A 22,509-nucleotide genomic window follows, 5' to 3' on the forward strand; every position below is an offset into this window, starting at 1 on the left:
GCCCGTGCCCCCACGCCTCCCGGGCTCCCCTCCCCCGGCCCCACCCCGGACCCGCCGAGATCCGGCGCGTGTCCCCGGCTCCGGCCGGAGGATGCGAAGCTGGTACGACCGGCGTCGCCGGGGGCGACGCGCGGCCGATGGCCGGTTCTGTGTGGGAGGTAAGTCGTGTCGGACGAGTTCGACGTGGTGGTTGTGGGCGCGGGGCCCGCGGGCGAGAACGTCGCCGACCGCGCGGTCAGGGGAGGATTGACCGCCGCGATCGTCGAGAGGGAGCTGGCCGGCGGCGAGTGCTCCTACTGGGCGTGCATCCCCAGCAAGGCGCTGCTGCGCCCGGTGGATCTGACCGCCGAGGTCGCCCGGGTGCCCGGCCTCACGCCGGGCCCGATCGACACGGCCGCCGTGCTCGCCCGGCGAGACGAGGCGGTGTCCCACTTCGACGACGCGGGCCAGGTCGAGTGGATCGGGAACGTGCCCGCGGAGTTCGTACGCGGGCACGGGCGGCTGGACGGCCCCGGGCGGGTCGCGGTGACCGCGAAGGACGGCTCGGTCCGCACGCTGACCGCCCGGCGGGCGGTCGTGCTGGCCACCGGCACCGGCGCGGCCGTACCGCCGATCCCCGGCCTTGCGGAGGCGTCGCCGTGGACGAGCCGCGAGGTGACGACGACGAAGAGCGTGCCCGGACGGCTGGTCGTGCTGGGCGGCGGCGTGGTGGCCTGCGAGATGGCCCAGGCCATGCACGGGCTCGGCGCCCGGGAGACGACCGTGCTGGCGCGCAGCGGGCTGCTCGGCAGGATGGAGCCGTTCGCCGGGGAGCTGGTGGCCGCGTCGTTCGCCGAGGCGGGCATCACGGTGCGCACGGGCGTCAAGGTGACGCGGGTCGAGCGGCCCGTGCCCGGCGGCCCGGTGACGGTCCACCTGTCCGAGGGGCCGCCGGTGGAGGCCGACGAGCTGCTGGTGGCCACCGGCAGGCGACCGGCGACCGGCGACCTCGGACTGGAGACCGTCGGGCTGGAGGCCGGGGGCACGATCGAGGTCGACGACAGCATGCGCGCCACCGGAGTCTCCGGCGGCTGGCTGTACGCGGTGGGCGACATCAACGGCCGTGCCCTGCTCACCCACATGGGCAAGTACCAGGCGCGGGTGTGCGGCGACGTCATCGCGGCGCGGGCGAAGGGCGAGCCCGACGACCTGCCGGGCCTGCGCGACACGGCGGACGCGTACGGCGCGCCGCAGGTGGTCTTCACCGACCCGCAGGTGGCCTCGGTCGGCCGGACCGAGGCGGAGGCCCGCGCCGGGGGGTTCGACGTCCGCGTGGTCGAGTACGACCTGGCCAGGGTGTCGGGCGCCTACCTGCAGGGCGACGGCTACCGGGGCAGGGCCAAGGCCGTCGTGGACGAGCGGCGCCGCGTCCTGCTCGGGGTGACCTTCGCCGGGCCCGCCGTGGGCGAGATGCTGCACTCCGCGACGATCGCCGTCGTCGGCGAGGTCCCCCTCGACCGGCTCTGGCACGCCGTGCCGTCCTACCCCACGGTCAGCGAGATCTGGCTGCGGCTGCTGGAGACGTACGGGCTCTAACGAGGTCCCGGCGGCGGCTCCGGCGGCTCCGGTGCGGGCGGGGTGTCCTCGGTGGTCCCGCCGACCTCCAGGGCGCCCCGGGGAGGGGCGTCCGCCTCGTGGCAGACCCACACGCGGTGCACCCCGTCCCAGTAGACGACGCGCCACCCCGGCTCCGCCGGGGGGGAGCCTCAGGGCGCCGAGCGCCGCCGACGCGCCGGGGGGAAGGTCGGCGGGCAGCCGCACGATCGTTCCCGGGCCCGTGTCGACCAGCGTGACGTGACCGGTCTCGGCGATCGAGGTCCTGGCACGCTCGCGGCTCTCGCCGGAGAGGAGATCGCGGATCCTCGCGTACAGATCCTCTCCGGCCCTGGTCGCGACCGCCTGGAGGAACGGCAGCAACGCCGACCCGGCGAGCGCTCCGAGCAACACCTCGGCCCCCCCGATCGGCCCGATCCCCTGCGGGGGGCACGGGGGAACTCTGCTCTCTCACAACGTCAATCTTGGCCGATCTCCCTTCGTGGCGCCCCCTTGGAGGATCTGAGAGGAGACGGCGTGGAGATCACCGTCCAGGACGTCCTGACGCGCCTCGCCGGCGTCATCGACGACGGCCGCCGGGACCAGGTGCTGAGCCCCTGGACCAGCGCCGCCGCCGCGGAACTGCTGTACAGGGCCGGCACCTGGTTCCGCGACCACGAGGGACTGCCGCCGCGGGAGACGTCCGTGCTCCCGTACGCGACCGGCATGCTGTACGGCGCCAGATACCGGGCGAGCGACCTCGATCCCGAGGACCTCGTCAAGAACTCGCCGGACTTCGGCGAACCACTTCGAGGTCACGCGCGACCTCCGGCTCCTGGAGGAGTCCACCGCGGCCTTCCGCCGGCCAGGGGAGAGCGCCCCTCCCGGCACCCCCGGAACGGCTCCTCGCCCTGCTCGGCCTGTGCGTCACCCTCCATCACGGTTTCCTGCGCGGCGGTGACCCGTCCGTGCTCGCGGAGGCGGTCGAGGTGGGCCGGCTCGCCGTCGAGGCCTGCCCTCCGGACGATCCCATGGAGGGCTCCGTGCTCCAGGCCTACGCCGAGGTGCCGTCCGAATCCTCGATGAGGAGCGGAGACGGGACCGGGCTGCGAGGGCGGCCGCGCTGCTGCCCCCCGGCGCCGCCGAGCGGGTGGCGTGCCTGAACAGTCTCGCCATGACACTGCGGAACCCGCACATCTTCACCGCCGACGGGCCGGCACTGGGCGACGCCCTGCACGCGGCCCGGGAGGCCGTGGCGCGTGTCCGCCCCGGGGATCCGATCCGGGCGTCCTGCCTGACGACCCTCGGGAACGTCCTGGAGGAGACGTATCTGCGCCACGATGACGACGCCTCGCTGACCGAGTCGGTCGCGGCGCCGCGGGAGGCGATGCGATTCCTCGTGCGAGGTGGCGAGGCCGACCTCGACGAAGCGGTGCGGATCACCCGCGAGGCACTGGAGATGTTCCCGCTCCCGTGGTACAGCCGCCACATGCTTCTACCCGCGTACGCGGAGGCCATCGCCATCCGTTCCGCCTACTTCGGCGACCTGTCCGCCTTACCCGAGGCCGCCGGCGCGCTGGAGGAGACCATCGACGCCGTTCCGCCCGGGACCGCCGGGCGGCCCTTTCAGCTGGACCTGCTCGGCACGATCCAGCTCCTCCGTTTCCAGGCGGACGGCGACGTCACCTGGCTGCACGAGGGCGTCAGGCGCAAGCGCCAGGCGCTCGGCGAGACCGGCCCCGCCATGCGGGACACCCCCCTGATGCTTTCCGGGCTCGCCGCCGCGCTCAGGATCACGTTCGACCACACGGGCGAGCGGCCGGTGCTGGACGAGGCCGTCGAACTCTGCCGGACCGTGACCACCCTGGCTCCCCCGGGGACGCGCAGCGGCAGTGGGGGAGCCAGGGAACTCGGGCAGATCCTCCTGCGGCGCGCGCGGCTGACCGGCGACCCCGGTGAGCTGGCCGAAGCCGTCCGCCTGCTGCGCGAGGCGGACGACCCCGTCGGCGTCGGCGACGCCATGACGGAGCGGTTCGCCCGGAGCGGCGATCCCGCCGATCTCGACGAGGCCCTGCGGACGCTGCGGGAGTTCACGCGCTCCCCCGCGAGGAGTCTGTCCGAGCGGCTTCGCGCGAGCTGGAAATGGGGGGAGGCCGCGGCCGGGTTCGCGACGGCCGTACGGCTGCTCCCCCTGGCCACGACCCGCAGGCTGCCCAGGGCCGAGCAGGAACGCGCGCTCGGGAGCAACGCCTACTTCGGGCTGGACGCCGCGGCGTGCGCCCTGCAGCGGGGGCAGACGCTCCGGGCGCCGGAGTCGCTGGAGTACGGACGGGGCCTGCTGTTCGCCCAGGCCATGGAGACCCGCTCGGACCTGGGCGAGCTTGAGGAGCGGGCACCGGAGCCGGCGCTCCGCGTGCGCCGGTTGCGCGACCTGCTGGATCAAGGACCCGCCATCCCCGGCACCACCACGACCACCATGACCACCGGCCTCACCGCCGAGCACCGCTGGCGCCTCGCGGCGGAGTGGGAGGAGTCGCTGCGGGAGGTCCGGGCGATGGGCCTTCTGTCACCCCCGCGCGGGGAGGATCTGGTCGCCGCCGTGGGCGAGGACCCCGTGGTGATCGTCAATGTGAGTCCCTACCGCAGCGACGCCCTGATCCTGCGGGGAGGGGGCGTCGAGTCCGTCCGCCTTCCCCTCCTGGACCGCGACACCTCGACCTACCACGCCGTACGGTTCCACCTGGCCGTCGAGGGCGCCATGGACAGGCGCCTCGCCGTCGTGTCCTCGTACACCACCACGCTGCTGGCCCTGCGCCGCGCCCGGCGGCGGCCTCCGGCACCCCCGCGACCGCGCCGTCCGCTGGTCGTGGCCGTCGACCGTACGCCGGGGATGAGCGACCTGCCCGCCACCGTCGGGGAGGCCGAGCGGATCGCGCACCGGATTCCCGGGGCGCTCCTGCTGGGATCGGTCTCCCGCGAACGCCTGCTGGCCGCGCTCCCCTCACACACCTGGCCGCACTTCGCCGGTCACGCCTACGCCGATCCGCACCGGCCGTCCAGGAGCCACCTGGCCCTGGGGGGCGACCGGCTCGACATCCTGGACATCGCCCGGCAGGACCCGCCCGACGCGGAGCTCGCCCACCTCTCGGCCTGTCACACCGCCGCCTCGAAGGGCAGGATCGCCGACGAGGCGATCCACCTGGCGCCGGCCTTCCAGCTCGCGGGCTACGAGCACGTCATCGTCACGCTGTGGAACATCAGGGACGACGTCGCCGCGCAGGCCGCCGACCACGTCTACGCCCGGCTGGATCCCGGCCCGCCACTCGGCACCGGTGTCGCCGACGCCGTCCACGGCGCGAGCCTGGCCCTTCGCGAGCGATACCCGGGCCGACCGGACCTGTGGGCCGCCCTCGTCCACACCGGCCCCCAGGACTCCGGCGGCGCCCCGGGATGACGACCGGGAGCCGCGACCGGCGCGGGGACCCGGCCGCGCGGGCGGGAGTTCGCGGCCGGGCCCGCCGGGGTCTCAGGGCCGGTCGCCCCTGGCGAGGGCGCGGCCGATGACCAGGCGCTGGACCTGGTTGGTGCCCTCGACGATCTGCAGGACCTTGGCCTCCCGCATGAGGCGCTCGGCCGGGAAGTCCTCCACGTATCCGTAGCCGCCGAGGACCTGGACCGCGTCGGTGGTGACCTTCATGCACATGTCGGTGGCGAAGAGCTTCGCCATCGCGGCCCGCGTGCCGTACGGCCGCCCCGCGTCGCGCAACCGGGCGGCGTCCAGGTAGAGGGCGCGGGCTGCGGCGATCTGGGTGGCCATGTCGGCGAGCATGAAGCCGACGCCCTGGAAGTCGACGATCCGCGAGCCGAACTGGCGGCGCTCGGCCGCGTAAGCGGTGGCCGTCTCGAAGGCCGCCTGGGCCACGCCCACGGCGCAGGCGGCGATGCCGAGCCTGCCGCCGTCCAGGGCGGCCATCGCGATCCGGAAGCCCTCCCCCTCGGAACCCAGCAGGGCCTCGGGCGCCAGCCGCACCCCGTCGAAGCGGACCTGGGCGGTCGGCGAGGACCTCATCCCCATCTTCCGCTCCGGCGCGCCGAACGACAGCCCCTCCGTACCCGCGGGCACGTGGAAACAGGAGATGCCGCGCGCGCCGTCGGCCGAGGTGCGGGCCATCAGCGTGTAGAAGTCGGCGGCGCCGCCGTGGGTGATCCAGGCCTTGACCCCGTCGACGGTGTAACCCCCGTCCCCGGGAACCGCCCTCGTCGCCAGCGCGGCGGCGTCGGACCCCGACTGCGGCTCCGACAGGCAGTACGCGCCCAGCCACTCGCCGCCCAGCATCCCGGGAAGCAGCGCGGCCCGCTGCCCGGCGGTGCCGTAGGCGGCCACCGGGAAGCACGACAGCGTGTGGACAGACAGGCCGAGCCCGACGGCCAGCCAACCGGCCGAAAGCTCCTCGATCACCTGCAGGTAGACCTCGTACGGCTGCGCCGCCCCGCCGTGCTCCTCGGGGTAGGGAAGGCCGAGCAGCCCGGCCCGGCCGAGCGTGGTGAACACCTCCCGGGGGAAGCGCCCGGCGGCCTCTTCTGCGGCGGCCCGGGGCGCGACCTCCTTGCCGATCAGGTCGCGGACCAGGTCCAGGAGGTCATGGGCGTCGCCGGTCGGCAGAACGCGCTCAACGGTCATCTGAGTCCTTCCAGCGTGGAGACCCGCCCCAGGGTTGGCGGGGAGGGGGTCGCGCCCGCGTGCTCCGGGCCCCGGCAAGGAGTCCCGGCACCGAGGTATCGGCACCGAGGCCCCGGCTCCGAGGTCCCGGCGCGGACGGCGAGAGGGCGGCCGGGATCACCGGCCACCCCGATTCTGGCACCCCCCGCGCGACCGCGGCCACATGCCCGCGCCCGCGCCCATGTCCGTGCCCGTGAGCCGTCCCCGCACGACCGGGGGAACCACCGGGCCGAGGACCACCGGGCCGGGGGCCGCTAGACGATCACCAGCTCGCGAGGGCGGTGGTTGACCCTCTCGCCGCCCTCGTCCGTGCAGACGAGGATGTCCTCTATGCGGGCGCCGTGGGCCCCGGGCAGGTAGATCCCCGGCTCGACGGAGAAGGCGAAGCCGGGCGCGAGCGGCTCGGCGTTGCCCGCGACGATGTAGGGCTCCTCGTGGGTCTCCAGGCCGATGCCGTGGCCGGTGCGGTGGATGAAGTAGTCGCCGTACCCCTCGGCCGCGATCACGTCGCGCGCGGCGGCGTCGACCGCCTCGCACGTCACCCCGGGGGCCACGGCGTCGCAGGCCGCCTGCTGGGCGCGCCTGAGCACCTCGTAGTACTTCATGAAGCCGGCCGGGGGCTCGCCGACGGCGTACACGCGCGTGGAGTCGGAGCAGTAGCCGCCGGGCATCTGGCCCCCGATGTCGACCACGACCGGCTCGCGCTCCTGGACGACGCGGTCCGACAGCTCGTGGTGCGGGCTGGCGCCGTTGGGCCCGGAGCCCACGATCACGAAGTCGACGGTGGAGTGGCCGGCCGCGATGATCGCCTCGGCGATGTCCCTGCCGATCTCGCGCTCGGTCCTGCCGGCCCGCAGGAAGCCGGGCACCTGGGCGTGGACGGCGTCGATCGCGGCGCCCGCCTCGCGCAGCGCCGCCACCTCGGCCGGGCTCTTGCGCATCCGCAGCCCGCGCAGGACGGTCCCGGCGAGCACCTGCTCCGCGCCGGGGAGCGCGTCGCGCAGGCGCAGCGACTGCATCGCCCACATCCGGTCGGCGAGGCCGACCTTGCGGACCGCGCCCAGGCGCCTGCCGACGGCCGCGTACGGATCGTCGGTCTCGTCCCAGGGGACGAACTCGACGCCGAGCCGCGACGCCGGGGAGTGCTCGGCCGCGGGCAGCTCCAGGCGGGGCACCATCAGGAACGCGTCACCCCTGACCGGAAGCACCAGGCAGGTGAGCCGCTCCAGCGGCAGGGCCTCGTAGCCGGTCACGTAGCGAAGGTCGGGGCCCGGCGTGAGCAGCAGGGCGTCGAGCCCGGCGGTGGCGGCCGCCTCGCGGGCGGCGGCCAGGCGGGTCACGGGGTAGAGGTCAGAGGACTCCGTCGTCACGCCGACCAATCTAATCCCGGCCGGGACGGCGATGCATCCGGGCCCGGCCCGGAACCCGAAAGTCAGGGAAAGGAAGGCACGAAGGCGACTCCGCCACTACAATCTGTTGAAGTACGATCACATTTTGTTGGCAAAATATCCGTAAAGCCACACATTTCGAGAGCGAGCTACATGGTCGGCGTAGTGGGCGGCCACCAGCCACCCCTCCACCCACGAAACGACCACGTGACCGGTCCGGCCCCGTCGACCGCCGCTGAGACGGTGCAGCGGTTGCGCGGCGAGCCCGACGAGCACATGGCCGTGGAGCGACACCTCCTCACCGCACGCCTGGCGCACGCGGAGCGCATGGGCGAGATGGGCTGGGCCGAGTGGGATCTCCAGACCGGAGAGTCCACCTGGTCCGACCAGGCGTACACCATATTCGGCCGCGCCCCCGGCGACGGCCCGATCCACCTGCGCGACCTGCCCGGTCAGGTCGAGGAGGCCGACCGGCCCGACCTCGACCGGCTGCTGTGGTCCGTCGTGCACCGGGCCGAGGGCGGGGAGGCCGAGTTCCGCATCCGCCGCGACGGCGAGCTCCGGCACCTGCGCGCCGTGCTCGACCCCGTCGTGGCCGGCGGGCGTCCCGCCGTGCACGGCGTCGTGCAGGACATCACCTGCCGCCGCCGCGCCGAGCGGATCATGTCGGAGTCGCGCAGCAAGCTGCTGCGGGTCCGCGAGCAGGTCGCGGAGGAGCACGACATGAGCGTGGCGCTGCGCGAGGCGATCATGCCGGGCCTGGGCGACACCATCGACCTGCCGCACGCGCGCATCGCGGTCCGCTACGTGGCGGCGGGGGTCAAGCCCGGCCTGGGCGGCGACTGGTACGACGCCGTCCCCCTGCCCGACGGCAGGGTGCTGCTCACCATCGGCGACGTGTCCGGGCACGGGATGCCCGCGATCTCCCAGATGGCCCAGCTGCGCCACGCCCTGATCGGTCTCGCGATGACCGGCCACTCCCCCGACAGGCTGCTGGCCTGGCTCAACGACCTCGTGCTGCACCGGATGCCCGAGACGACGGCGACCGCGGTCGTCGGCCACCTCGATCCGGCCACCAGGATGTTCACCTGGGGGCAGGCGGGGCACCCGGCGCCGATCCTGGTCCGCGAGGGGACGGCCACCCAGCTCGACCCGCCCGCCGGGGTGCTGCTGGGCGCCACGCCCGACGAGCCGTACGAGCTGGCCGGGGTCGAGCTGCGGGAGGGCGACCTCCTGCTGCTGTTCACCGACGGGCTGGTGGAGCGCCGCACCCGCGACATCGACGAGGGCCTGGCGCTGACCATGGAGGCCGCGGCCCTGCTGAGAGGCGACCTGGACGACGGGCTCGACCAGCTCATCGAGGTGATCGGCGGCCCCAATCCCGAGGACGACACCTGCGTTCTGGCGATCGGCGTGCTCGGCTGATTGGTTAAATGGTCGCCATGCCCGGCCTGATGCTTCTCGACACCCCGTCGCTGTACTACCGCGCCTTCTACGGCATCCCCGAGTCGATGACCGCCCCCGACGGGATGCCCGTCAACGCGGTGCGCGGCGTCATCGACATGATCGCCATGCTGGTCCGGCGGCACTCCCCCGCCGAACTCGTCGCCTGCATGGACGCCGACTGGCGCCCGGCGTTCCGGGTGGCGGCCATCCCGACGTACAAGACCCACCGGGTCGCCGAGGGCGGCGCCGAGGAGACGCCCGACACGCTCGCCCCGCAGGTGCCGGTGATCGAGCGGGTGCTCGACGCGGTGGGAATCGCCAGGGTCGGCGTGCCCGGCTACGAGGCCGACGACGTGATGGGCACGTTCACCGCGCGCGCGGGCGGCCAGGTCGACATCGTCACCGGCGACCGCGACCTGTTCCAGCTGGTCGACGACTCCCGGCCGGTCCGGGTCCTCTACACCGCCAGGGGGGTCAAGAACCTCCAGCTGGTCGACGAGGCCGCCGTCGCCGAGAAGTACGGCGTCCCCGGCCGCTCCTACGCCGACTTCGCCACCCTGCGCGGCGACCCCAGCGACGGGCTGCCGGGCGTGCCGGGGGTGGGCGACAAGACCGCGGCGGCCCTCATCACCCGGTTCGGCTCGCTGGAGGCATTGCTGCGCGCCGTCGACGGTGGCGAGGGCGGCGGTGACCTCACCGCCGGACAGCGCGCCAAGCTGTCGGCGGCCCGCGACTACCTGCGGGTGGCCCCCGAGGTGGTCCAGGTCGCCCGCGACGCCCCCCTTCCCGAGGTCGACATCGCGCTTCCCGCCAAACCCAGGGACCCGGAGGCCCTGGCCACGCTGAGCGAGCGCTACGGCCTCTCCAGCCCGCTGGAGCGCCTGGCCTCCGCGCTCTGACCTCCCCGCTCCGGGGGCCGGTGGGGCGGCGCGCCGCGAGCCGGTAGGTTGCTCCCTGTGCCTCACAAGAGCATCCGGGTGCCCGGAGAGTCCCATCCGCGGCTCGACGACGGTTTCGAGCGGATCCGTCGTGAGATGAAACTGCCCGAGGAGTTCCCCCGGGCGGTGATCGACGAGGCGGAGTGGGTCGCCGAGGTGCCCGCCCTGCCCCGGCTCGACCGGACCGACCTGCCGCTGATCACCATCGACCCCCCGGGATCGATGGACCTCGACCAGGCCGTGCACCTGGAGGAGCGGCCGGGCGGCTACCGCGTCTGGTACGCCATCGCCGACGTCGGGGCGTTCGTCAGGCCCGGCGGCGCGATCGACGCCGAGGCCCGCACCCGCGGCGAGACGGTCTACATGCCCGACGGGCGCGTGCCGCTGCACCCGCCCGTCCTGTCCGAGGGCGCCGCCAGCCTGCTGCCCGGCGTGACGCGGCCCGCCGCGCTGTGGTGCGTCGACCTGGACGCCGAGGGCCGGATCGTGGGCGCGGACGTGACCAGGGCGCTGGTACGCAGCCGCGAGCGGCTCGACTACGACTACGCGCAGGCCGCGATCGACACCGGCACCGCCGACGGCACGCTGCGGCTGCTGGCCGAGATCGGCCGGCTCAGGCTCGCCCAGGAGCGGGCCAGGGGCGGCGTGACGCTGCCCACCCCCGACCAGGAGGTCGTCCCCGACGGCGACGGCTACCGGGTGGAGCTGCGCGCCCCGCTGGACGCCGAGGCGTGGAACGCGCAGATCTCGCTGCTGACGGGCATGGCCGCCGCCTCCATGATGCTGGACGCCGAGATCGGCCTGCTGCGGGTGCTGCCGCCCGCCCCGGCCGAGAAGATCGCCCAGGTCCGCCGGGTGGCCGCCGCTCTCGGCGTGCCCTGGCCCGAGGGCGCCGGGTACGGCGAGGTCGTGCACTCCCTCGACCCGAAGGTCCCCGAGCAGGCCGCGTTCCTGCAGGAGTCGACGGTGCTGCTGCGCGGCGCCGGATACGTCGCCTTCAACGGCGAGCCGCCCGCGCAGGCGGAGCACGCCGCCGTGGGCGCGCCGTACGCGCACGTGACCGCCCCGCTGCGCCGTCTCATCGACCGCTACGCCACGGAGATCTGCCTGGCCATCGCGGCGGGCGAGCCGGTGCCGCAGGACGTCCAGCGGGCCATGGACGAGCTGCCGGAGATCATGCACGCCACCGGGCGCCGCGCGGGCGGCGTCGAGCGGGCGTGCGTGGACCTGGTGGAGGCCTTCGTCCTGCGCGAGCGGGTGGGCCAGACGTTCGAGGCCGTGGTGATCGACGTGGCCGAGGACCGGCCGTGGGGCCAGGTGCAGGTCACCGACCCGGCGGTGGTGGCCCGCTGCGACGGCGAGGGGCTCCCGCTGGGGGAGACCGTACGCGTGCGGCTGACCCGCGCCGACCCGACCACCCGCGAGGTCCGCTTCAGCCTGGCCTGACCATTCCCGGCACCGGCCCGTGCCCCGCGAAGGCCCGCGAAGGCCCGCCGGATCTTCGCGTCCGACGCCGGGCCGCGAAGATCCGGACCGGAGACCTCCCCGGCCCGGCGTCCGGGCCGGGCTCGTGTGGCGGGGGCCCGGCGCCGGGCCGGAGAAGGCCCAGGCCGGAGACCGGCCGGCCCTCGGGAGGGGAGGACCCGGGAACCGGAGAAGACCCAGGTCAGGGGCCGGAACTCAAGCGGACTCAGGTGAGGGACGAGTAGGCGACCACCCCGCGCCGCAGGGAGTCCATCGCCTTGCCCGCGGTCTGCTTGACCTTGCTCCCCGACGGGGCCGCGTCGGAGATCTGGCCGAGGAGGTCGAGCAGCTGCTTGGTCCAGCGGACGAAGTCTCCCGCGGCCAGCTCGGAACCGGCGACGCCGTCGCGGAGCACCGCGTCGAGGGTGTGGCCCTTGGCCCAGCGGAAGGCCGCCCAGGCGAAGCCGAAGTCGGGCTCCCTGATGAACGACAGGCCGTGGTCGCCCTCGATCGACTCCAGCTCCCCCCAGAGGCGGACCATGTCCGCCAGCGTCTTCTGGGCCGCTCCAGCGGGGATCCTGGGCTGGCGGGCGTCGTCGGCCTGCCGCGACTCGAAGACCAGTGACGACACGCACGCGGCCAGCTCGGCCGGGTCCAGGTCGTTCCAGAGTCCCGCGCGCAGGCACTCGGCCGTCAGCAGGTCCAGCTCGGTGTAGAGCTGGGCCAGGCGGCGGCCCTCGGCGGTGACGCTCTCGCCGTCGAGGTAGCCGAGCTGGTCGAGCACCCCGCAGACCTTGTCGAAGGTGCGGGCGATGACGTGGGAGCGGCCCTCGACCCGGCGGCGCAGCCCCTCGGTCTCGCGGAGCAGCTTGTGGTAGCGCTCGGCCCAGCGGGCGTGGTCCTCGCGCTCGTCGCACCCGTGGCAGGGGTGCTGGCGGATCTCCCTGCGCAGGCGGGTGATCTCGTCGTCCTCCGCGGCGTGGTCGCGCGCCCTGACGGGCTTGCCGAAGTCGCGGTCGCCGATCTTGGCGTGCACGGAGGAGACCAGGTTGGCCCGCTCCTTGGGCGAGCGGGCGTTGAAGTTCTTCGGGATGCGCAGGTGCTCGACCGGCTCCACCGGCACGGGGAAGTCGGCCGGCGACAGCTTCTTGACCTGCTTGCCGATGGTCAGCACCAGCGGGGACGGGCCCTCGCCCCTGGAGTTGAGGCCCGGGTCGAGGACGACGGCCAGGCCCGCGCGGCGCCCGCCCGGAACCCTGATGATGTCGCCGGGCTTGAGCGCCTCCAGGGAGCGCAGCGCCTGCGTCCTGCGGGCCGCGCCGCGCTGGCGCGACAGCTCGGCCTCCCGGTCGGACAGGGCCCTGCGCATCGCGGCGTACTCCTCGAAGTCGCCCAGGTGGCAGGTCATCGCCTGGCGGTAGCCCTCCAGGGCCTCCTCTGCGCGGCGCACCTGCTTGGCGATGCCGACCACGGCCCGGTCGGCCTGGAACTGCGCGAACGAGGACTCCAGCAGGGTCCTGGCCCGTTCCCTGCCCACCTGGCCCACCAGGTTGACGGCCATGTTGTACGAGGGGCGGAAGCTGGAGCGCAGCGGGTACGTACGGGTGCTGGCCAGGCCGGCGACCTGGAGCGGGTCGGTGCCCGGCTGCCAGTGGACGACCGCGTGGCCCTCCACGTCGATGCCCCGGCGCCCGGCCCGGCCGGTGAGCTGGGTGTACTCGCCGGGGGTGAGGTCGGCGTGGGTCTCGCCGTTCCACTTGTCGAGTTTCTCGATCACCACGGAGCGGGCGGGCATGTTGATGCCCAGCGCCAGGGTCTCGGTGGCGAACACGGCCTTGACCAGGCCCCGGGTGAACAGCTCCTCGACGACCTCCTTGAAGGCCGGGAGCATGCCCGCGTGGTGGGCGGCCAGGCCGCGCTCCAGGGCGTCGCGCCACTCCAGGTAGCCGAGCACGCCCAGGTCCTCGTCGGGCAGGTGCGCGGTGCGCTCGTCGACGATCTGCCGGATCTCGTGGCGCTCGGCGTCGGTGGTGAGCCGGATGCCGTCGTGCAGGCACTGCATGACGGCGGCGTCGCAGCCGGCCCTGGAGAAGATGAAGGTGATCGCGGGCAGCAGGGCGTCGGCGTCCAGGCGCTCGATGGCCGCGGCCCGGTCCGGCGGGCCGTTCCTGCGGGGCCGCGAGTAGCCGCGCCGCCCCCTGCCGTACGCCTGGCGCTCCTCGTCCCTGGCGATGCGCAGGAGGTTCGGGTTGATCTGGGGGCGCCGGTCCTCGTCGCCGGTGACGAACAGGTCGTAGATGCGGCTGCCGACGAGCATGTGCTGCCAGAGCGGGACCGGGCGGTGCTCGTCGACGATGACGCTGGTGTCGCCGCGGACCTCGCCCATCCACTCGCCGAACTCCTCGGCGTTGCTGACCGTGGCCGACAGCGCGACCAGGCGCACCGACTCGGGCAGGTGGATGATCACCTCTTCCCAGACCGCGCCGCGGAACCGGTCGGCGAGGTAGTGGACCTCGTCCATGACGACGAAGCCGAGCCCCGCCAGGGTGGATGACCCGGCGTAGAGCATGTTGCGCAGCACCTCGGTCGTCATGACGACGATCGGGGCCTCCCCGTTGACGCTGTTGTCACCGGTGAGCAGGCCCACCTTGTCGGTGCCGTAGCGCTTGACCAGGTCGTTGTACTTCTGGTTGGACAGCGCCTTGATCGGGGTGGTGTAGAAGCACTTGCGGCCCTCCTCCAGGGCCACGTGCACCGCGAATTCGCCCACGACGGTCTTGCCCGAGCCCGTGGGGGCCGCCACGAGGACCCCGTCCCCCGCCTCCAGCGCCCGGCAGGCGTCGAGCTGGAAGTCGTCCAGCTCGAAGTCGTACAGACCGCGGAACGAGGTCAGCGCCGGCCCGCTCTCGGCCTGGCTCTGACGGAAGGCAGCGTATCGTTCCGCTGGGGTCGTCATGCGTCCAGCCTACCGATATCGGGATTCCGGTCCGTCCCCCCTTTTTTCCGCCGGGATCCGGCCGCCCGCGCGGGCCGTCCGGGGCGGGGTTCCGGCCGGTTCCGTACGGCGCCCGAGGGCCCCGGGCGGCCTGGGCCGGGTCCCGCCGATCATCGGAGCCGGACGAGACGGGTTGATCTTGGCGACGGCCGCCGCCCCGCCCGTCGCCAAGATCAATCCGCCTCGCGGGGCCGGGCGGGAGTGGCGGCCTCCGCCGCCTCCTGGAAGGAGGCGACGGCCCCGCCGTGGTCCCTCGCCCAGTTCGTCAGGACCTCGATGGGCTCGACGAGGGTCCGGCCGAGGTCGGTGAGGCTGTACTCGACCCGCCGTGGCGCCTCGGCACGGCGTTCGACCAGCCCGTACCGCTGGAGCCTGCGCAGCGTCTGGGTGAGGACCTTGCGCGAGACGCCGCCGATGAGGTCGACGAGATCACCGTGCCGGCGAGGCCGCTGGCTGAGCCCGAAGAGCACGAGCACGGCCCACTTGTCGGAGATGATCTCGACCGCCAGCCGGGTGGGGCAGTCGGCGAGGAAGGCCGGTCCGGCGGGGTTCTGCATGGAAGTCGAAGGTACCAGGAGGTAACCGAGGGCTCCGTAACGTCTTTCGCGAGCGAAGAAACCAGCGTCAGACGCGAAGGAGTCACCATGCCACGAGTCGTCGTGTTCGACGAGTTCGGCGGGCCGGAGGTCATGCACGTCGTCGAGGAGCCGGTCGTCGAGCCGGCGGCCGGCGAGGTACGGGTCAGGATCGAGGCGTTCGCCGTCAACCCGCTCGACCTGATGGCGCGATCCGGCGCCTCGCCCGCGCCCGTCCCCCTGCCGCACGCTCGCCTCGGCGTCGAGGGAACCGGCGTCGTCGACGCGCTGGGCCCCGGGGTCACCGGGCTGGAGATCGGTGAGCCGGTCATCCTCGCGGCCGTTCCCGACGCGAGCGTCAGGGGCAGCTACGCCGAGTACACCACGGTCCCCGCGAGCCGGGTCGTCGCCCGGCCCGCCGGGCTCGGGATCACGGAGGCGGCGGCGATCTGGGTAGCGTACTCCACCGCCTACGGCGCGCTCGTCGAGAAGGCGGGGATGCGGCCCGGTGACCACGTCCTCATCACGGCCGCGTCCGGCGGTGTCGGCCGGGCGGCGACACAGATCGCCAACCAGATCGGCGCCGTGCCCATCGCCGTCACCCGGCACACCGCGAGGAAGGACGACCTGCTCGCCGCCGGCGCCGCCGAGGTCGTCGCCACCGACCACGCGGACGTCGCCGAAGCCGTCCGCCACCACACCGGCGGGACCGGCGCCGACATCGTCCTCGACGTCGTCATGGGCCCCGGCCAGCGGGATCTCCTGAAGGCGGCCCGCCCGGGCGGGACACTGGTCGCCGCGGGCTTCCTGGACCCCCGGCCCACGCCTTTCCCGCAGGGCACGCCACTCACGATCTTCGGCTACCGGAGCTTCGAACACACCCTCGACCCCGTTGTGGTGAGGCGCATGGCGGCCTTCATGAACGCCGGTGTACGCCTCGGCGCGCTGCGTCCCGCCGTCGGCAGGGTGTTCACCCTCGACGACGTCGTCCAGGCACACCTCCACCTTGAGAAGGGGCTCCACGCCGGAAAGAAGATCGTCGTCACTGTCTAGAGTCGGCGCTGTCTGGAGTCGGCGCTGCCTAGAGTCGGCGCTGCCTGGGGTCGGGGCTGCCTGGGGTCGGGGCTGCCTGGAGTCGTCGCCGTCCAGGACGTAGTCGTCGCCGTCCAGGACGTAGTCGTCGCCGTCCAGGACGTAGTCGTCGCCGTCCAGGACGTAGTCGTCGCCGTCCAGGACGTAGTCGTCGCCGTCCAGGACGTAGTCGTCGCCGTCCAGGACGGACCGGGAAGAACCGGCCGGGCCGTGGCCCGCCGATCGGTCGACCGGCTCTGCCCGCGGGGCACGGCCCTAGACGAGGACCGCCAGCGCGCCGGGGACGATCTCGCACGTCAGCGGGGTGGGACCGATCCGCTCGCCGTCGGCGTAGGCGATCACTCCCGGCGCCTCCAGGCTCACCCGGCGGGCGCGGAGCATGGTGACGGCGGGGTGGGCGCCGTGGGAGCCCCGGTAGACGCGGGGGAAGACGCGCAGGAACTCACCCCTGGGGACGGCGCCGAGGATCGTCACGTCCAGCAGGCCGTCATCGGGGGCCGCGCCGGGGCACACGCGCATGCCGGCGCCGTAGGAGGAGGTGTTGCCGACCGCGACCAGCATCGCCTCGCGCTCGACGATCTCGCCGTCCAGGTCGATCCTGAACGGGACGGGCCGGAAGGAGCGCAGCTCCTCGGCGAGGGCGACCAGGTATCTGGCCATGCCGGGCGGCCAGGTCATCGTGTTGGCCCGCTCGTTGACCCGGGAGTCGAAGCCGCAGGCAAGCACCCCGGCGAACCACTCGTCCTCGCCCGCCTTCGCGGCGTCGACCGTGCGCACCCGCCCGCGCAGCACGGTGTCGGCGGCGGCGAGCGGCGCCTTCAGGGGGATGCCGAGCGCGGCGGCGATGTCGTTGCCGGTGCCCACCGGGATGACGCCCAGCGGCACGCCGCTGCCCGCGACCGCCTGGAGGGCGAGGTGGACCAGGCCGTCGCCGCCGAAGGCGACCAGCGCCTCCGGCTGCTCGGCGACGGCCGTGCAGGCGCGTTCCAGGGCGTCGGAGGCGGAGTCTCCGAGGATCACCGAGACCTCGCGCCCGCCCTGCCGCAGGCGGTCGAGCACCGGGGAGAGCAGTCCCCGCGAACGGCCGCCGCGTGCGGCGGGGTTGACGAGGACTGCGATCTCTGCGGGCACAGACCGGAACTTATCCCCTATTTGCTGGGATCGGTGTCGGTCGTTCTCGAATCGATAGGAGCCGGGTCGCCGACGGGGACCACGTCGCCCAGGGGCGAGGCGTCGTCGTCGAGCGAGGAGGCCTCGTCGTCGGACAGGTGGGAGAAGTCCTCTTCCTTACCGCGCAGCCTCTTCTCCCGCAGATACATGAACCCCTCGGCGAAGGCGAACAGCACCACCATCGGCAGGGCGAGCGCGATCATCGTGAACGGGTCGCCGCCGGGGGTGGCGACCGCGCCGAAGACGAACATGATGAAGATGACCATGCGGCGGTGCTTGGCCACCAGCGCGTGCGGCAGCACCCCGATGATGTTCAGGAACACCATGAGCAGCGGCAGCTCGAAGGAGATGCCGAACACGATGAGCATGATCAGCGCGTAGCCGAGGTACTCGTCGATCGTGATGCCGGTCAGCGTCCCCGGAGGGGCGAAGCCCAGCAGGATCGACAGGCCGGTGTCCATCACGAAGTAGGCCAGCGCCGCGCCCGCGAGGAACAGCGGGACGGCCAGCAGGATGAACAGGAACGAGTAGCGCTTCTCGTTGCGGTACAGGCCCGGGGTGACGAAGCCCCAGATCTGCCACAGCCAGATCGGCGAGGAGACCACCAGGCCGAACATCGCCGCGACCTTCAGGTTCACGAAGAACGAGTCGAAGACGCCGAGGATCAGCATCGTGCACTGCCCCGGCCGCAGCTCCTGCGCCTGGGGAAGCCCGCAGTAGGGGGCCGACACGAAGGACCAGATCGGGTCGAAGAAGATGAAACCGACGATGATGCCGGCGACCAGGCCGAGCAGGGCGATGACCAGCCGGTTACGAAGCTCGCGCAGGTGCTCCATGAGCGGCATGCGGCCGTCGCCCGCCTCGGGGGGCGGGGGTGCCGCCCCGTTTCGGCCCGATTTGGGCCACTTCAGCAGCGCCATTCGCGAATCCTGGGTGACGAGTCGAGTGATCAGGGTAGATCTTCAGGCTACCGCCGATCACTGCGACTTGGGCGCTCCGGCCTGGGCGCGCAACCGGGCGGCCTGCTCCTCAAGGCGGCGGGCCTCCTCCTCCGCGCTCGGCGCGGGGGCCGGGGCCTGGGTCGCCGCCGGGATCGGGGCGGGAACCGGGGCGGCGGGCTGGGGCTGCGCCTGGACGACCGTGGCGGTCGCGGTCGTCGGCTCGTCCTCGTCGCGGAGCTTGGCGGTCTCCGACTTGAAGATGCGTAGCGACCGGCCGAGCCCGCGCGCGGCTTCCGGCAGCTTCTTGGCACCGAAGAGCAGCACCAGGATCAGGCCGATGATGATCAGCTCAGTGGGTCCGAGGTTGGGCATTACACATCCTTACGCCGGGCGACGTGCAGTCTCTTGGTCCCGATCGTACGCTCCCCCGGGGACAGACTCATCCCTTTGCCCCCGTACGGCCGCCGTACGCTCGCCGAACAGCACCCGAACGGGCTCCAGCCGCCCCTGCGTGCGGTCGACCTCACGGCCCAGTTCGGCGGCCGCGCGCAGCACCCGGACGGCGAGGAAGGCCAGCACCACGAGCCCGGCGAGGGTCAGCGTGATCGCGGCGATGATCCAGCTCATGGCGGGGGGCTCCAGCTCCGTGCGTCAGGAAACCGACTCGTAACGATTCAGCGCGGCGGTGGCCGCGGCCCGGACGCTCTCGTCCAGCGAGGCCGGCGAGACCACCCTGCCGGTGTCGCCGAGGCGCAGCGCCAGGCGTACCAGCCAGCCCTGGTCCCTGGCCCGCAGGGCCACCCGCACGCGGCCCTCGCCGAGCTCCTCGACCCGCTCGCACGGGTAGTACTCGGCGACCCAGCGGCCCGCGGCGGTCAGCTCCAGCTCCACCAGCTCGTCGGTCGGCGAGGGCCGGAACACCCCGGGCGTCACCTCGTCGGCCACGGCGCCCGCGGGCGGGTCGGCGGGCACGTCGAGCACGTCGACGGAGAGCATCCGGTCCAGCCGGAACAGCCGGACCGCCTCGGCCCGGTAGCACCAGCCCGACAGGTAGGGGCGGCCGTCCACGACGACCAGGCGCATCGGGTCGACCTCGCGCGGGGTGATCTCGTCGCGGCCCGGCACGTAGTAGCGCAGCGACAGCCGCCTGCCGCTCCGCAGCGCCTCGTTGACGACGGGCAGCGCGTCGGGCGCGGCGTCGACCTCCACCGCGACCTGGCTGCTGACCGCCGCCGCGCCCTCGCCCGAGGCCTGCTCGAACTTGGCGATCACCCTCGCCAGCGCGTCGCGCTCCCCGAACTCCGGCATCTCGGCGAGCAGGCGCAGCGCGACCAGCAGGGCGCTCGCCTCGTCGACGCCCAGCCGCAGCGGGCGGGCGATGGTCTCGGCGTTGTCGATGACGATCTCCCCGCCGTCCCACGACACGTCGATCAGGTCGCCGGGGGTGTGGCCGGGCAGCCCGCACATCCAGACCAGCTGCAGGTCGTCGATGAGCTGCTTCTCGCTCAGCCCGAAGATCTTCGCGACCTCGGGCACCTGTGCCCCGGGGTGCGACATCAGGTAGGGGACCAGTGCCAGCAGCCTGGGCAGGCGATCGGCCGTGCTCACGCGAGTGCTCCCTTCAGGCGGCAGATGACCGCTTCGCGGGCGTCCGGCGGGCCGACCACCTCGGCGTCCGCGGCGAAGCCCACGATCCACCCGGCCAGCCGGCCGGGGTCGGTGAAGTCGACGTCCAGCTCGTCCCAGCCGTCGCCGGCGGGCCGCACCGCCTTCGCCACCTGGCGCAGCCCCTGGCAGGTGTCCTCCCTGACCCGGATGAGGGCGGTGCGCTCGCGGACGGCGGCGTCGCTGAAGCCGACCATGGACTTGATGTCGACGCCGTCGGGCACCACCACGGCGCCGGGACGGCCGACGGTGGTGACCGTGCCGCTGATCCGGCTGAGCCGGAAGACCCTCGGCGCGTCCCGGTCGCGGTCGTGGCCGACCATGTACCAGCGGCCCCGGCGGCTGACGACGCCCCACGGCTCCACCGTGCGGGTGAGCACGTTCTGGCTGGCCGCCGCCCGGTAGGCGAAGCGGACCGCGCGCCGGTCGCGCACGGCCTCCCACAGCGCGGGGAAGGAGGGGTCCTGGGTGTCGACGCGCAGCTCCAGCGCCCCGCCGAGCACCCCGTGGGCCTCGTCGGTCTGCACGCCCCCGGCGCGCAGCTTCAGCAGGGCCCCGCTGGCCGCCTCGGCGAGGCTGGCCCGCTGCCACACCTGGGCCGCCAGGCCCACCACGGCGGCCTCGTCGGGCTCCAGGGTGATCTCCGGCAGCTCGTACGCCGAGCGGACGATCCGGTAGCCCGGATCGTCCTCCCACGGGTCCTTGTGGACCTCGATCGGGATGCCGATCTCCCGCAGCTCGTTCTTGTCCCGCTCGAACATCCGCTGGAAGGCCTCGTCGTTGTCGGCGTCGTAGCCCGGCACCGCCTGGCGGATGTGCTCGGCGCTCAGCGGCCGCCGCGTGGCCAGCAGGCAGATCACGAGATTGAGCAGCCGCTCGGTCTTCCGGCGCGACATCCGGCCTCCTCCCTGTTCGAGTGACGCTACCCTTCCCCCGTGATCAGATGGCGCAGGGGCGAGGTCGTACGGGTCCGGCGCGAGTGGCCGGGGGCGGTGGAACTCGACGTGACCACCGAGGACGGTGAGGCTCGCGCGCTCGCCTACCCGGCCCTGGTGGGACGTCCGGAGCCCGGTGACGTGGTGCTGCTCAACACGACCGCGCTCGCGATGGGTCTCGGTACGGGAGGCTACGCCATGGTGGTGGCTGTTCCCGACCGTTTGCCGCAAGATCCCCAAGGCCCCGGACACCTGGTGAAGGCACGCTACACCCCGTTGCAGGCCACCGTCCTCGGCGCGGACGAGCAGGATTCGCCGTTCCACGAGGTCCTGCGCGACGCCGACTCCGTGGACGGCATGCCGGTGATCGTCGCTGACCTGCACTCGGCCCTGCCCGCGATCCTCTGCGGCCTGTACGGCCAGCACCCGCCCGAGCCCGGGAAATCCGCGGACGAACACCCGTCGGAGGGCGGAGAGACCCCGGGCGGGCGCGGGAGGCCCGTCAGGGTCGCCTACGTGATGCTCGACGGGGGCGCGCTGCCCGCCTGGTTCTCCATGTCGTGCGCGCGGCTGCGGGAGACCGGCTGGCTGTGCGGCGTCGTCACGGCGGGCCAGGCCTTCGGCGGCGACGTGGAGGTGGTGACCCCGCACACCGGCCTGCTGGCCGCCAGGCACGTCCTGAGGGCCGACGTCGCGATCGTCACCCAGGGGCCGGGCAACCTGGGCAGCGGCACCCGCTGGGGCTTCTCCGGCGTCTCGGCAGGCGAGGCGGTCAACGCCGCCGCCGTCCTGGGGGGCCGCCCGGTCGCGGCGCTGCGGGTCAGCGAGGGCGACCTGCGCGAGCGCCACATCGGGGTCTCCCACCACTCGCTGACCGCCTACGGCCGGGTGGCGCTCGCCCCGGCCCAGGTCGCCGTACCCGTGCTGCCCGGCGACTTCGGCAGGCGGGTGGCCGAGCAGTCGCGCCCGCTCGCCGCGCGGCACGAGCTGGTCGAGGTGCCGGTGGACGGGCTGTACGAGGCGCTGCGGGGGTCTCCGGTGCGCCTGTCGACGATGGGCCGGGGCCTGGACGAGGACCTGGCCTACTTCCTGGCCTCCGCCGCCGCCGGGCGCCACGCGGCCTCGCTGCTTCCGTAGCCGCTCTCGCGGGAGTCGCTCTCGTAGAAGTCCTTGAAGGTGAAGGCCTCCGGCGTGGGGCCTCCGGCCCTCAGCCGCTCCAGGCGCTCCATCCCCTCGGCGAGCGTCGGCTCGTACCCCTCGGGGATCCACCACATCACCAGGTACGGCTCCGCGACGCGCAGGAACCACTCCCTGCGCCGCTGCAGGAACGCCAGGTGGCCGCTGCGGTAGACGTAGTCCCACAGCGCGTCGCGCGACCTCCACACGGAGAAGGTGATCAGCAGGTGGTCGCCGTACCCGTGCTCGATCAAGTCCTCGGGCCCTTCACCCCCCTTGAGCCGCCACACGAAACCGGGGTCGGTCTCGGCCAGCCGGTTCATGGGGTCGAGGCCCGCCACGAAGGAGGCCAGTTCCGGCGAGTCCTTGGGCGCGCGCGCGTGGGCGACGTTCAGCTGAGCCAGATGCATGGACACAGCAGATCATCCCCGA

The 22,509-nt window shown here is 73.4% G+C and carries 19 protein-coding genes; 8 read left to right on the forward strand and 11 right to left on the reverse strand.

The features are described from left to right. The first annotated feature begins 165 nt into the window (after nt 1-165). The 3 genes from ACSC1Q_RS17430 to ACSC1Q_RS17440 all read left to right on the forward strand — a co-directional run bounded on the left by ACSC1Q_RS17430 (nt 166) and on the right by ACSC1Q_RS17440 (nt 5,026). Complete coding sequence (locus ACSC1Q_RS17430; protein ID WP_436759753.1) at nt 166-1,575, forward strand: dihydrolipoyl dehydrogenase family protein; 1,410 nt, start codon at nt 166-168, stop codon at nt 1,573-1,575. A 965-nt stretch (nt 1,576-2,540) separates the two neighbouring features. Continuing rightward, nucleotides 2,541-2,735, forward strand: coding sequence for a hypothetical protein (locus tag ACSC1Q_RS17435; RefSeq protein WP_436759754.1), 195 nt, complete (start codon nt 2,541-2,543; stop codon nt 2,733-2,735). Nucleotides 2,736-2,746: 11 nt separating this feature from the next. Next, a complete protein-coding gene (locus tag ACSC1Q_RS17440; RefSeq protein ID WP_436759755.1) occupies nt 2,747-5,026 on the forward strand; it encodes a CHAT domain-containing protein in 2,280 nt (759 codons plus the stop codon). Between the two features lie 72 nt (nt 5,027-5,098). Here ACSC1Q_RS17440 and ACSC1Q_RS17445 read toward each other — a convergent pair whose 3' ends face one another. Together ACSC1Q_RS17445 and ACSC1Q_RS17450 are read right to left on the reverse strand one after the other, a co-directional pair. Continuing rightward, nucleotides 5,099-6,253, reverse strand: a complete 1,155-nt coding sequence (locus ACSC1Q_RS17445; RefSeq protein WP_436759756.1) for an acyl-CoA dehydrogenase family protein — start codon at nt 6,251-6,253, stop codon at nt 5,099-5,101. A 293-nt stretch (nt 6,254-6,546) separates the two neighbouring features. Then, nucleotides 6,547-7,662 carry a M24 family metallopeptidase gene (locus ACSC1Q_RS17450; RefSeq protein ID WP_436759757.1) on the reverse strand — a complete coding sequence of 372 codons (1,116 nt, stop codon included), beginning with the start codon at nt 7,660-7,662 and terminating at the stop codon, nt 6,547-6,549. Between the two features lie 225 nt (nt 7,663-7,887). Here ACSC1Q_RS17450 and ACSC1Q_RS17455 point away from each other — a divergent pair, with 225 nt between their 5' ends. Genes ACSC1Q_RS17455 through ACSC1Q_RS17465 form a run of 3 tightly spaced genes read left to right on the forward strand, consistent with a single transcriptional unit; the run spans nt 7,888 to nt 11,510 of the window. Next, nucleotides 7,888-9,105, forward strand: a complete 1,218-nt coding sequence (locus ACSC1Q_RS17455; protein ID WP_436759758.1) for a PP2C family protein-serine/threonine phosphatase — start codon at nt 7,888-7,890, stop codon at nt 9,103-9,105. Between the two features lie 8 nt (nt 9,106-9,113). Continuing rightward, nucleotides 9,114-10,025: a 5'-3' exonuclease gene (locus ACSC1Q_RS17460; RefSeq protein ID WP_436759759.1), complete on the forward strand. Its 912-nt coding sequence runs from the start codon at nt 9,114-9,116 to the stop codon at nt 10,023-10,025. Nucleotides 10,026-10,082: 57 nt separating this feature from the next. Then, nucleotides 10,083-11,510 carry an RNB domain-containing ribonuclease gene (locus ACSC1Q_RS17465; RefSeq protein ID WP_436759760.1) on the forward strand — a complete coding sequence of 476 codons (1,428 nt, stop codon included), beginning with the start codon at nt 10,083-10,085 and terminating at the stop codon, nt 11,508-11,510. A 244-nt stretch (nt 11,511-11,754) separates the two neighbouring features. Here the strand turns inward: ACSC1Q_RS17465 and ACSC1Q_RS17470 are convergent, their stop codons facing one another. Continuing rightward, nucleotides 11,755-14,484: a DEAD/DEAH box helicase gene (locus tag ACSC1Q_RS17470; RefSeq protein WP_436759761.1), complete on the reverse strand. Its 2,730-nt coding sequence runs from the start codon at nt 14,482-14,484 to the stop codon at nt 11,755-11,757. 212 nt (nt 14,485-14,696) lie between these two features. Continuing rightward, nucleotides 14,697-15,080 (reverse strand): winged helix-turn-helix transcriptional regulator, encoded by a 384-nt coding sequence (locus ACSC1Q_RS17475; RefSeq protein ID WP_436759762.1) that lies wholly within the window; start codon nt 15,078-15,080, stop codon nt 14,697-14,699. 87 nt (nt 15,081-15,167) lie between these two features. Between ACSC1Q_RS17475 and ACSC1Q_RS17480 the strand changes: the two genes are divergently transcribed. Continuing rightward, complete coding sequence (locus ACSC1Q_RS17480) at nt 15,168-16,151, forward strand: zinc-dependent alcohol dehydrogenase family protein (RefSeq protein WP_436759763.1); 984 nt, start codon at nt 15,168-15,170, stop codon at nt 16,149-16,151. Nucleotides 16,152-16,445: 294 nt separating this feature from the next. Here ACSC1Q_RS17480 and ACSC1Q_RS17485 read toward each other — a convergent pair whose 3' ends face one another. The 6 genes from ACSC1Q_RS17485 to ACSC1Q_RS17510 are packed head-to-tail and all read right to left on the reverse strand — an operon-like array spanning nt 16,446 to nt 20,862. Further along, a complete protein-coding gene (locus ACSC1Q_RS17485) occupies nt 16,446-17,321 on the reverse strand; it encodes a diacylglycerol/lipid kinase family protein (RefSeq protein WP_436759764.1) in 876 nt (291 codons plus the stop codon). Between the two features lie 17 nt (nt 17,322-17,338). Next, complete coding sequence (tatC, locus tag ACSC1Q_RS17490; RefSeq protein WP_436759765.1) at nt 17,339-18,280, reverse strand: twin-arginine translocase subunit TatC; 942 nt, start codon at nt 18,278-18,280, stop codon at nt 17,339-17,341. A 57-nt stretch (nt 18,281-18,337) separates the two neighbouring features. After that, nucleotides 18,338-18,673 carry a Sec-independent protein translocase subunit TatA gene (gene tatA, locus ACSC1Q_RS17495; RefSeq protein WP_436759766.1) on the reverse strand — a complete coding sequence of 112 codons (336 nt, stop codon included), beginning with the start codon at nt 18,671-18,673 and terminating at the stop codon, nt 18,338-18,340. 9 nt (nt 18,674-18,682) lie between these two features. Further along, nucleotides 18,683-18,928, reverse strand: a complete 246-nt coding sequence (locus ACSC1Q_RS17500; protein WP_436759767.1) for a hypothetical protein — start codon at nt 18,926-18,928, stop codon at nt 18,683-18,685. 24 nt (nt 18,929-18,952) lie between these two features. Continuing rightward, entirely contained in the window at nt 18,953-19,909 is a 957-nt protein-coding gene (locus ACSC1Q_RS17505) for a helix-turn-helix transcriptional regulator (protein ID WP_436759768.1), read from the reverse strand. Continuing rightward, entirely contained in the window at nt 19,906-20,862 is a 957-nt protein-coding gene (locus tag ACSC1Q_RS17510) for a helix-turn-helix transcriptional regulator (RefSeq protein WP_436759769.1), read from the reverse strand. The genes ACSC1Q_RS17505 and ACSC1Q_RS17510 overlap by 4 nt, the downstream gene beginning before the upstream one ends. Before the next feature lie 39 nt (nt 20,863-20,901). On the opposite strand from ACSC1Q_RS17510, the gene ACSC1Q_RS17515 reads away from it, so the two are divergent. Further along, nucleotides 20,902-22,038: a DUF3866 family protein gene (locus tag ACSC1Q_RS17515; RefSeq protein WP_436759770.1), complete on the forward strand. Its 1,137-nt coding sequence runs from the start codon at nt 20,902-20,904 to the stop codon at nt 22,036-22,038. On the opposite strand, the gene ACSC1Q_RS17520 is transcribed toward ACSC1Q_RS17515, so the two are convergent. Beyond that, the gene (locus ACSC1Q_RS17520) at nt 21,984-22,487 is read right to left on the reverse strand and encodes a DUF3291 domain-containing protein (protein ID WP_436759771.1); all 504 of its coding nucleotides are present in this window, start codon (nt 22,485-22,487) and stop codon (nt 21,984-21,986) included. The genes ACSC1Q_RS17515 and ACSC1Q_RS17520 overlap by 55 nt on opposite strands. Nucleotides 22,488-22,509: the final 22 nt, after the last annotated feature.

The organism is Streptosporangium heterodermiicola (assembly GCF_051390675.1).
Classification (GTDB): Bacteria; Actinomycetota; Actinomycetes; order Streptosporangiales; family Streptosporangiaceae; genus Streptosporangium.

Excerpts from the sequence above, each read along its gene's own strand:
- ACSC1Q_RS17440 (WP_436759755.1), top strand. The coding sequence starts at position 2,747 with ATGACACTGCGGAACCCGCACATCTTCACCGCCGACGGGCCGGCACTG.
- ACSC1Q_RS17445 (WP_436759756.1), bottom strand. The coding sequence starts at position 6,253 with ATGACCGTTGAGCGCGTTCTGCCGACCGGCGACGCCCATGACCTCCTG.
- ACSC1Q_RS17460 (WP_436759759.1), top strand. The coding sequence starts at position 9,114 with ATGGTCGCCATGCCCGGCCTGATGCTTCTCGACACCCCGTCGCTGTAC.
- ACSC1Q_RS17470 (WP_436759761.1), bottom strand. The coding sequence starts at position 14,484 with ATGACGACCCCAGCGGAACGATACGCTGCCTTCCGTCAGAGCCAGGCC.
- ACSC1Q_RS17475 (WP_436759762.1), bottom strand. The coding sequence starts at position 15,080 with ATGCAGAACCCCGCCGGACCGGCCTTCCTCGCCGACTGCCCCACCCGG.
- ACSC1Q_RS17480 (WP_436759763.1), top strand. The coding sequence starts at position 15,168 with ATGCCACGAGTCGTCGTGTTCGACGAGTTCGGCGGGCCGGAGGTCATG.
- tatC (WP_436759765.1), bottom strand. The coding sequence starts at position 18,280 with ATGGCGCTGCTGAAGTGGCCCAAATCGGGCCGAAACGGGGCGGCACCC.
- tatA (WP_436759766.1), bottom strand. The coding sequence starts at position 18,673 with ATGCCCAACCTCGGACCCACTGAGCTGATCATCATCGGCCTGATCCTG.
- ACSC1Q_RS17500 (WP_436759767.1), bottom strand. The coding sequence starts at position 18,928 with ATGAGCTGGATCATCGCCGCGATCACGCTGACCCTCGCCGGGCTCGTG.
- ACSC1Q_RS17510 (WP_436759769.1), bottom strand. The coding sequence starts at position 20,862 with ATGTCGCGCCGGAAGACCGAGCGGCTGCTCAATCTCGTGATCTGCCTG.
- ACSC1Q_RS17520 (WP_436759771.1), bottom strand. The coding sequence starts at position 22,487 with ATGCATCTGGCTCAGCTGAACGTCGCCCACGCGCGCGCGCCCAAGGAC.